Here is a 7,501-nt window from a genome sequence, read left to right as displayed (position 1 = left end):
CTGCTGGCCTGCGGCAGCCTGTTCGTGGCCGGCAGCACCGGCCCCCTGCATATCGCCGCCGCCCTGGACGTGCCCACGGTGGGCTTTTTCCCGTTGCGCCGCTCGGCCACGCCGCTGCGCTGGCGGCCGCTGAACAGCGAGGGGCGGCACCTGGCCTTTCATCCTCCCGGCGAGGCCGGGGAGCAGGTGGAGGACATGAGCCGGGTGGACGTGACTGCAGCGGCGGCGGCGGTCACTCCCTGGGCCCGGACGTTTCTGTCCTGACCCAGAGGTCGGCGTACTTCACGAAGGTGGAGTGGGCCGACAGCAGGCACAGCAGCAGGCCCTGCCGGCCGTCCAGGAAGCCCGCCTTCAGCAGGTACATCTTGAGGAAACAACCCACCCCGTGCAGCAGCCCCTGGGCCAGGGAGCCCTTCTTGCCCCGCTCGGCCCGCTGCCGGGCCCAGGCGGCGGCGTAGCCGGCCGACTTGACCAGGTAGTGCTCCAGATCCCGATAGGTGTAGTGCAGCAGATCCCCCCGCAGGCGGACGGTGTTGATGCCCGGCTTGAGCTCCACCTTTTCGTGCACCAGGGCGTCGTTGTAGCCGGTGAGGGCCCTGGGGTAGAGTCGCAGCACCCGATCCGGGTACCAGCCGCAGTGGCGGATAAAGCGGCCGAACACCCAGGACAGGCGGGAAATGGCGTAGACGGTGTCGTCGGTGGGCCGGGCCAGCACCGCCTCGATGCTGGCCCTGAGCTCGGGGGTGACCCGCTCGTCCGCGTCGATCCACAGTACCCAGTCAGACTGCACCCTGTCCTGGGCCAGCTGCCGCTGGCGGCCGAAGCCGGGCCAGTCGGTGTTCTCGAAGAAACGGGCACCGGCGGCCTCGGCCACCTCCCGGGTGCGATCGGTGCTGCCAGAGTCCATCACCACGATTTCGTCCACCCAGTCCAGGGTGGCCAGGCAGTCGGCCAGGTTGTCCGCCTCGTTCTTGACGATCAGGACGGCGGCGAGGGTGGGGCGCTGGTTCATCGAGAAGGCTCCTGTAACAGATTGAAATCCTGGGTGATGCGGTCGAACTGGGCAATCACCTGCTCGAGGGTGATGCGCTGCATGGCGTGCGGATCCCTGACCCGGGTACGCCAGGGCAACTGCTCGGGGGTCTTGCCGGTTTCCGCCAGCAGGGCTTCTTCGTAGACGCTGACCACGTAGTCCCGGCAGCGGTAGGGGCCGGTGCGCCGGGGGTTGTGGTGGGCGTAGAGGCCGATGACGGGGGTGCCGACCAGGGTCGCCATGTGGGCGGGGCCGGTATCCGGCGCCACCACCAGGCTGGCCTCCTGGATCAGGGCCAGCAGTTGCGGCAGGCTGGTTTTTCCCACCAGGTTTTCATCGATGTTGCTGCTAATATTGCGGATTTTCGCTGCCAGATCCTGTTCCATCTTGGCGGGGCTGCCGATGAGTACCACCTTCATGCCGCGCTCGTGGGCGTGGTCGGCGAGGGCGGCGTAGCCTTCGGCGGTCCAGTTCTTGTAGGCCTTGCTGGCGGCGGGACAAATCAGCAGCAGCGGACGGTGGTCCCGGTGCGGGCGGGCCCAGTCCCGTTCGGCTGCCGGCAGGGGCAGGGACCAGCTCGGGGAGACATCGTCCAGCCCCAGCGCCCGGCCGAAGCCCATAAAGCCGTCCACCACATGGTCGCCGGTGGCGGGCACCCTGAGGTTGGTGAACAGCCACTGCCCGTCCTTGGCTCGCTCCCGCTCGAAACCCAGCCGGTATCGGGCCCGGATCCCCAGGCTGGCCAGGCTGGCGCGCAGGGCCGCCTGCATATGCAGCAGGGCGTCGAAGCGGCGTCCCCGCAGTTGCTGCCACAGGGCGAGATAGCCTTTCCAGCCGGCCTTCTTGTCGAAGGGGATCACCTCCACTCCGGGCAGCAGTTGCAGCAGGCCGGCTTCCACCCTGCCGGTGACCCAGGTGATGCGGGTCTGGGGCCACTGGCGCTGGATGGCCTGCACCAGGGCCACCGCATGGCAGCAGTCGCCGATGGCGGATAAACGCAGCAAACAAAGGGAAGAGGGGGGCGAGCTGAACAGGGCCATGGGTGAACTCTCCTGAATCCGAGTCCGGCATTATGCAAAGCCTTTCCGGCCATGTAAAATCCGTGTTTTCGTCAGGGGGTGGAAATGGAACGGATAGAGCACGGTTCTGAAATTATCTGGTACGATCCCGAATGCTTCGGCGCATTCAAGCGGGATTATTTCGAAATCGACTACTGGCGCGAGCAAAACGCCATCCGCGGCAAGTCGGTGGGGCGCAACACCACCTGGTTCGTGGAGGACGAGGTGGGTCACAAGGTGCTGCGCCACTACTACCGGGGCGGCATGATAGGCCGGGTGATGGAGGATACCTTCCTGCACGTGGCCGAGTCCAAGAGCCGGGCCATGGCGGAATTCACCGTGCTGGCCAAGCTGCACCGTCGCGGCCTGCCGGTGCCCCGGCCCTGCGCCGCCCGCATGGTGCGCTCCAACCTGGTATACCGGGCCGACATCATCCTGACCCGCATCAACAACGCCCGCGATCTGGTGGCTATCCTCAAGGAACAGGCCTTGAACAAGCAGGAATGGCAGGGCATCGGCAGGACCATCCGCCAGTTCCACGACGCCGGCCTCTACCATGCGGATCTCAACAGCCATAACGTGCTGCTGGACGACAGCGGCAAGAGCTGGCTGATCGACTTCGACAAATGCCACTTCCGCCAGCCCGGCAGCTGGTCCCGGGAGAACATGGAGCGGCTGTTGCGCTCCTTTCGCAAGGAGCAGGGCCTGCACCCCGGGTTTCACTGGAGTGAACAGGACTGGCAGGCGCTGCTGAGCGGTTACAGGGCCAGTTGATTATCAGAACAACAATAAATGTGTAACTTGCTGAGCCATATGCATGGCTCAGTTTTTTCGTGGGAAACAAAGTGGCGTTTACGACGTACAGACCAGATATAGATGGGTTAAGAGCAATTGCCGTTTTGACGGTGATTGCATTTCACTTCAATAGTCAATGGTTGCCCGGTGGTTTCATCGGGGTTGATGTCTTTTTTGTTATTTCTGGTTATATCATCACCCGCATTATCTATGCCGAAATGCAGGGAGGTAAATTCTCTTTTTTGTGCTTTTACATAAAGAGAATAAAAAGAATACTGCCTTTGTTTTATCTTGTTTCGGTGAGTACGCTTGCAGCTGCCTGGTTTATGCTTACTCCTGACGATTTGGTGCGGTTGGCCGACAGTCTACGCTATGCCAGTGTATTTATTGCCAATATTTATTTCGAGAAAAACTCAGGCTATTTTGCGCCAGCTGCTGACACTATGCCCTTGTTGCACATGTGGTCACTTTCTGTCGAAGAGCAGTTTTATTTTGTCTGGCCATTACTGCTTTTTTTGTCGGTGAAGTACTTGCCTGCCAGAGACAGAAACTTGTTTTTTATTCTGTCTTTGTTGGTTCTTGTTGGCGTGTCTGAGTATGCAGCCCGAGGAGCAGAAGCGTCCGCTTATTACCTGATCCAGTATCGAGGCTGTGAATTGCTGACGGGTGCCTTGTTGAGCATGCTCGTTCATGGCAGAAAAGATGCGCTATTTGCTCGTGAATCAACGCTGGCTCTGTCTGGATTGATTGGTGGCGTCATTCTATTCACTCTCTTTTTTTCGCTGAATGAAGAGTCTGTATTTCCTGGTTTAAACGCTGCCTTGGTATCTATTGCCACTGCAATGGTTATTCTGAGTGGCGAGTTGAGAAAAGGCGTACTCTATCGTTTGCTGAGCAGTCGAGGGTTGGCGTTTATTGGCAGGCTGTCCTTTTCCCTGTATTTGTGGCATTGGCCTGTGCTGGTTCTTTATCGCTATTACTTTAATGCTATCGGTGCTCAGGGATATGCTGCCTGTGCGGCTCTGACGTTTCTATTTTCCTTTCTTTCCTGGAAATACTTTGAGAAGCCACTCAGGTATCTTAATGTCCGTAAAAGGTGGGTATTTGTCGGCTATTTTATTTTACCAATTTTCTTATTGGTGATGATTGCAAAAGATATCAAACGACACAGTGGCTATGAAGACAGAATGCCGGAGCAAGCGCGTCTTCTCTATAAACTCTCCGTTTCCAGCTTTGATGGTGTGGTAAAAAATGTTGCCGCAGATAGCCGCTATCTGCCATTCGAGCTTATCCCTATTGGTGATGAGCATTTGTTGCCTGATGCGCCTTTGGTATTTCTATGGGGGGATTCTCATGCAGGGCATTTTCGTCCTTTTATTGAAGTGATGGGAAAAAAGAACGGATTTTACAGTCTCTATGGTGGCGCCGGTGGTTGTCCACCATTCATCGGTGTTGACTTGATTAAAAATGGTCGGCCAGAGATAGAATGCACCGACAAAAATAATCGGCTGCTTGAGGTAATAAAGAAGTCGGAAACGTCTATAGTGTTCCTTGCTGGGCGCTGGGCCATGTATACGGAAACCACTCGTTCGGAAGGAGAGAAAGGTAGTCGAGTTTTTCTTGGTGATAGTAGTGATTATTCAGAGTCATTGGAAAATAGTCGCAGGGCTTTTCGTGCAGGCATGGATGCAACAATTGAACAATTGATTGCCTATAGTAAGCGCCCTGTGCTGTTTGAGCAAGCGCCTGCCTATCCATTTCTACCCAGTAACTGTTTGGTAAGGAAAGCAAGATATAGCTGGCTGAGTGAAGAGTCTTGCGATATAGATAAGGCCTCCGTAGATAAGCGACAGCATTACGCTAATGCAGTTATATCCGAGATGGAGAAGAAGTATCCAGAGTTGATAGTCATCCGACTCAACAAATTTATCTGTCAGGGAGATGTTTGTTTTAGTGAGCTGAATGGCGTGCCACTGTACCTAGATAACGATCATCTAAATGCAAAAGGCAGTGAGATGCTGTTTGATTTGTATGAGGAAAGTGAGGCTTATCAGAAGTTGCGCGCTATCTTTCTGAAATAACTAACAGCAGGAGGGGGTGTTCCCCTCCTTGGAAACGCCACTAAATTATCCCTGGGGCAGCGTGCTTGTTCAGCGATATTTTCGTGCTATCTTGTATTATCTACTATGTGGAGTTGCTGTTTTTTTTCATCAAAGTATTGGTGTTTTTCAACGCGATTCTGAGGAAGACAAACTGCCAGCGGGTTAGTGAATAAAAGGAAGGGTTTGCTCTAGAGTCTTCTTGATGGCTCCTTTATTGTTATACACGAATTTCTTGGCATTCTGTCCAATCCTAAGGCGGTATGTTTCATCTTGCAAAAGGTTATTGAGACTGGTGCTTAGCGTATGGCTGTCGTGTACAGCGATAATGGCATCATTATTCTTCAGGCGTAAATAAATGTCACTGAAATTGAAGGTGTAAGGACCGGTCAGCACCGGCTTGCCCAGGGCGGCGGGCTCCAGCAGGTTGTGGCCGCCCCGCTCGATCAGACTGCCGCCGACAAAGGCGATGTCCGCCGCCGCCAGCATGACGGGCAGTTCGCCCATGGTATCACCCAGATAGACCTGGGTCTGCGGGCCGGGATTGCCCTCGGTGCGGCGACAGAGTATGAAACCCTGCTGCGCAACCAGCTCCGCCACCTGGTCGAAACGCTGGGGATGGCGTGGCACCAGTATCAGCAGGGCGTCAGGGTGCCGTTGCAGCAACTGGCGATGGGCGGCGAGGAGCTGTTCGTCTTCGCCTTCATGGGTGGAGGCGGCGATCCAGACCGGGCGTGCAGTTCCCAGCTGCTCGCGCAGTTGCCGACCCTGCTCGAGGATACCCTCGCCGTACTCGATATCGAATTTCATCGAGCCGGTGATGCTGAGCCGATAGCGGGGCACACCCAGCCCGGCGAAGCGCTCGGCATCGTCCCGGTGCTGGCAGGCGATGTGAGTGATATTGGCGGACAATAGCCGGAATATACCGTGAAAACGCCGGTATCTGTCGGCGGAACGGGCCGACAGCCGGGCGTTAAGCACCAGCACCGGCAACCGGCGCTGGCCGCAGGCGTGCAGCAGGTTGGGCCAGAGTTCGGTTTCCATGATCAGCAGGGCCCGCGGCCGGATGCGGCGCATAAAGCCTGCCACCGCCCAGGGGAAATCCAGCGGCGCATAGCGGTGCTCCACCAGTTCTCCCAGCCTGGCCACCTGATCCGCTCCGGTTCGGGTGGTGGTGGTCACCACTATAGGAATCTCTGGATGGGCGGCCTTCAGCGCCTTGATCAGGGGAGTCGCGGCCACCACCTCGCCTACGCTCACCGCATGCAGCCAGAGCGGTCTTGCTGTCGATGTTGGCCTGACCCAGCCCAGATGCTCCGGCCAGCGCCGGCCGAATCCCGGTTTGCCCCGTTTGGGCCAGTAGAGCATGGCCAGCAGGACGGGGCTGAACAGATGGATAAGCAGGTTGTATACGTGGCGATAGGGCATGGGCTTACCGGGCAGATGTGGAGATAAGCTCGTGGCCGAGCAACTTCTCGAGTGCGGTGATCACTCGCTTGGCTGGCAGTTCCTTCAGGCACTTGAGGTGACCCAAGGGGCACTCCCGCTTGAAGCAGGGGCGGCATTCGATATCCGTATGAACCACGGCGACCCGCTCGGCCAGTGGCGGGGTGTACCGGGGGGAAGTGGAGCCGTAGATGCCGACCAGGGGGCGTTGCAGGGCGGCGGCGATATGCATCAGCCCCGAGTCGTTGGACACCACGGCGGAACTGAGCGCCATCAGGTCGATGGCCTGGTGCAGCGAGGTTCTGCCCGCCAGAATATGACAATGCTCCTGCAGCCGCTGCGGCAAGTGGTGTTTGATGGCCTCCGCCACCGGGATATCCTTGGCCGAGCCAAAGATCCATACTTGTCGGCCCTGCTCGATCTGGTGCCGGGCGACCTCGGCGTAGTACTGCTCCGGCCAGCGTTTGGCCGGCCCGAACTCGGCGCCCGGGCATAGGCTCAGAATGGATCTGTCTGTGGTCAGTCCCAGCTCGCTCAGGGCCTGCCGCTGGTTCTGCGGATCGACCCGCAGTGTGGGCCAGGGCAGTTCCGGGAGACAGTGGTTATCCTTCATCTGCTCCCTGGGGTAGGCCAGTGAGACGTAGCGTTCCACCATCAGTGGGAAATCGGTCTTGTTGCGGCGCAGATCATTCAGCAGGCCATAGCGGGACTCGCCCTTCCAGCCAGTGCGTTTTTTGATGCCGGCAAACAGCGGGATCAGCGCAGATTTGAGGGAGTTGGGCTGGACAATGGCCCAGTCATAGCCCTCGGCGGCCAGTTGCCGGCCCAGGCGGAAGCGTTCGGCCAGCTTGAAGTCCCCGTGGCCCAGTGGCATAACGATGGCCCTGTCCACCTCGGGCATCCGCTCCAGCAGGGCGCAGCACCAGGCCGGCGCCATCACATGCAGCTCGGCACCGGGGTGCAAGCGCTTCAGGGTGATATAGAGGCTCTGGGACATCACCATGTCACCCACCCAGGAGGGGCCTATGACTAGAGTTTTCATCCGGATATATTCGTCTGTAAAGCCATGT

At 58.1% G+C, this 7,501-nt stretch carries 7 protein-coding genes; 3 read left to right on the top strand and 4 right to left on the bottom strand.

Going from position 1 to position 7,501, the window contains the following annotated elements:
• On the top strand, window positions 1–264 hold a 264-nt coding region (locus CGX12_RS05000), incomplete at its 5' end, for a glycosyltransferase family 9 protein (protein WP_303396174.1).
• On the opposite strand, the gene CGX12_RS04995 is transcribed toward CGX12_RS05000, so the two are convergent.
• Window positions 233–1,012 carry a glycosyltransferase family 2 protein gene (locus CGX12_RS04995; protein WP_094038794.1) on the bottom strand — a complete coding sequence of 260 codons (780 nt, stop codon included), beginning with the start codon at window positions 1,010–1,012 and terminating at the stop codon, window positions 233–235. The genes CGX12_RS05000 and CGX12_RS04995 overlap by 32 nt on opposite strands.
• Entirely contained in the window at window positions 1,009–2,073 is a 1,065-nt protein-coding gene (locus CGX12_RS04990; RefSeq protein WP_094038793.1) for a glycosyltransferase family 9 protein, read from the bottom strand. The genes CGX12_RS04995 and CGX12_RS04990 overlap by 4 nt, the downstream gene beginning before the upstream one ends.
• A gap of 84 nt (window positions 2,074–2,157) precedes the next feature.
• Between CGX12_RS04990 and CGX12_RS04985 the strand changes: the two genes are divergently transcribed.
• Both CGX12_RS04985 and CGX12_RS04980 read left to right on the top strand, forming a co-directional pair.
• Window positions 2,158–2,865: a 3-deoxy-D-manno-octulosonic acid kinase gene (locus CGX12_RS04985; protein ID WP_094038792.1), complete on the top strand. Its 708-nt coding sequence runs from the start codon at window positions 2,158–2,160 to the stop codon at window positions 2,863–2,865.
• A gap of 71 nt (window positions 2,866–2,936) precedes the next feature.
• Complete coding sequence (locus CGX12_RS04980) at window positions 2,937–4,967, top strand: acyltransferase family protein (protein ID WP_094038791.1); 2,031 nt, start codon at window positions 2,937–2,939, stop codon at window positions 4,965–4,967.
• Between the two features lie 183 nt (window positions 4,968–5,150).
• On the opposite strand, the gene waaA is transcribed toward CGX12_RS04980, so the two are convergent.
• Both waaA and waaF read right to left on the bottom strand, forming a co-directional pair.
• The gene (gene waaA / locus CGX12_RS04975; protein WP_094038790.1) at window positions 5,151–6,413 is read right to left on the bottom strand and encodes a lipid IV(A) 3-deoxy-D-manno-octulosonic acid transferase; all 1,263 of its coding nucleotides are present in this window, start codon (window positions 6,411–6,413) and stop codon (window positions 5,151–5,153) included.
• A 4-nt stretch (window positions 6,414–6,417) separates the two neighbouring features.
• Window positions 6,418–7,473, bottom strand: coding sequence for a lipopolysaccharide heptosyltransferase II (waaF, locus tag CGX12_RS04970; protein ID WP_094038789.1), 1,056 nt, complete (start codon window positions 7,471–7,473; stop codon window positions 6,418–6,420).
• Between the last annotated feature and the right edge of the window lie 28 nt (window positions 7,474–7,501).

The sequence above is a fragment of the Zobellella denitrificans genome, from assembly GCF_002237365.1.
Taxonomy (GTDB): Bacteria; Pseudomonadota; Gammaproteobacteria; order Enterobacterales; family Aeromonadaceae; genus Oceanimonas; species Oceanimonas denitrificans.
Note: the sequence above shows the minus strand (reverse complement) of the source record. Positions and strands in the feature narration are given on the sequence as shown.

Excerpts from the sequence above, each read along its gene's own strand:
- CGX12_RS04995 (WP_094038794.1), bottom strand. The coding sequence starts at position 1,012 with ATGAACCAGCGCCCCACCCTCGCCGCCGTCCTGATCGTCAAGAACGAG.
- CGX12_RS04990 (WP_094038793.1), bottom strand. The coding sequence starts at position 2,073 with ATGGCCCTGTTCAGCTCGCCCCCCTCTTCCCTTTGTTTGCTGCGTTTA.
- CGX12_RS04985 (WP_094038792.1), top strand. The coding sequence starts at position 2,158 with ATGGAACGGATAGAGCACGGTTCTGAAATTATCTGGTACGATCCCGAA.
- waaA (WP_094038790.1), bottom strand. The coding sequence starts at position 6,413 with ATGCCCTATCGCCACGTATACAACCTGCTTATCCATCTGTTCAGCCCC.
- waaF (WP_094038789.1), bottom strand. The coding sequence starts at position 7,473 with ATGAAAACTCTAGTCATAGGCCCCTCCTGGGTGGGTGACATGGTGATG.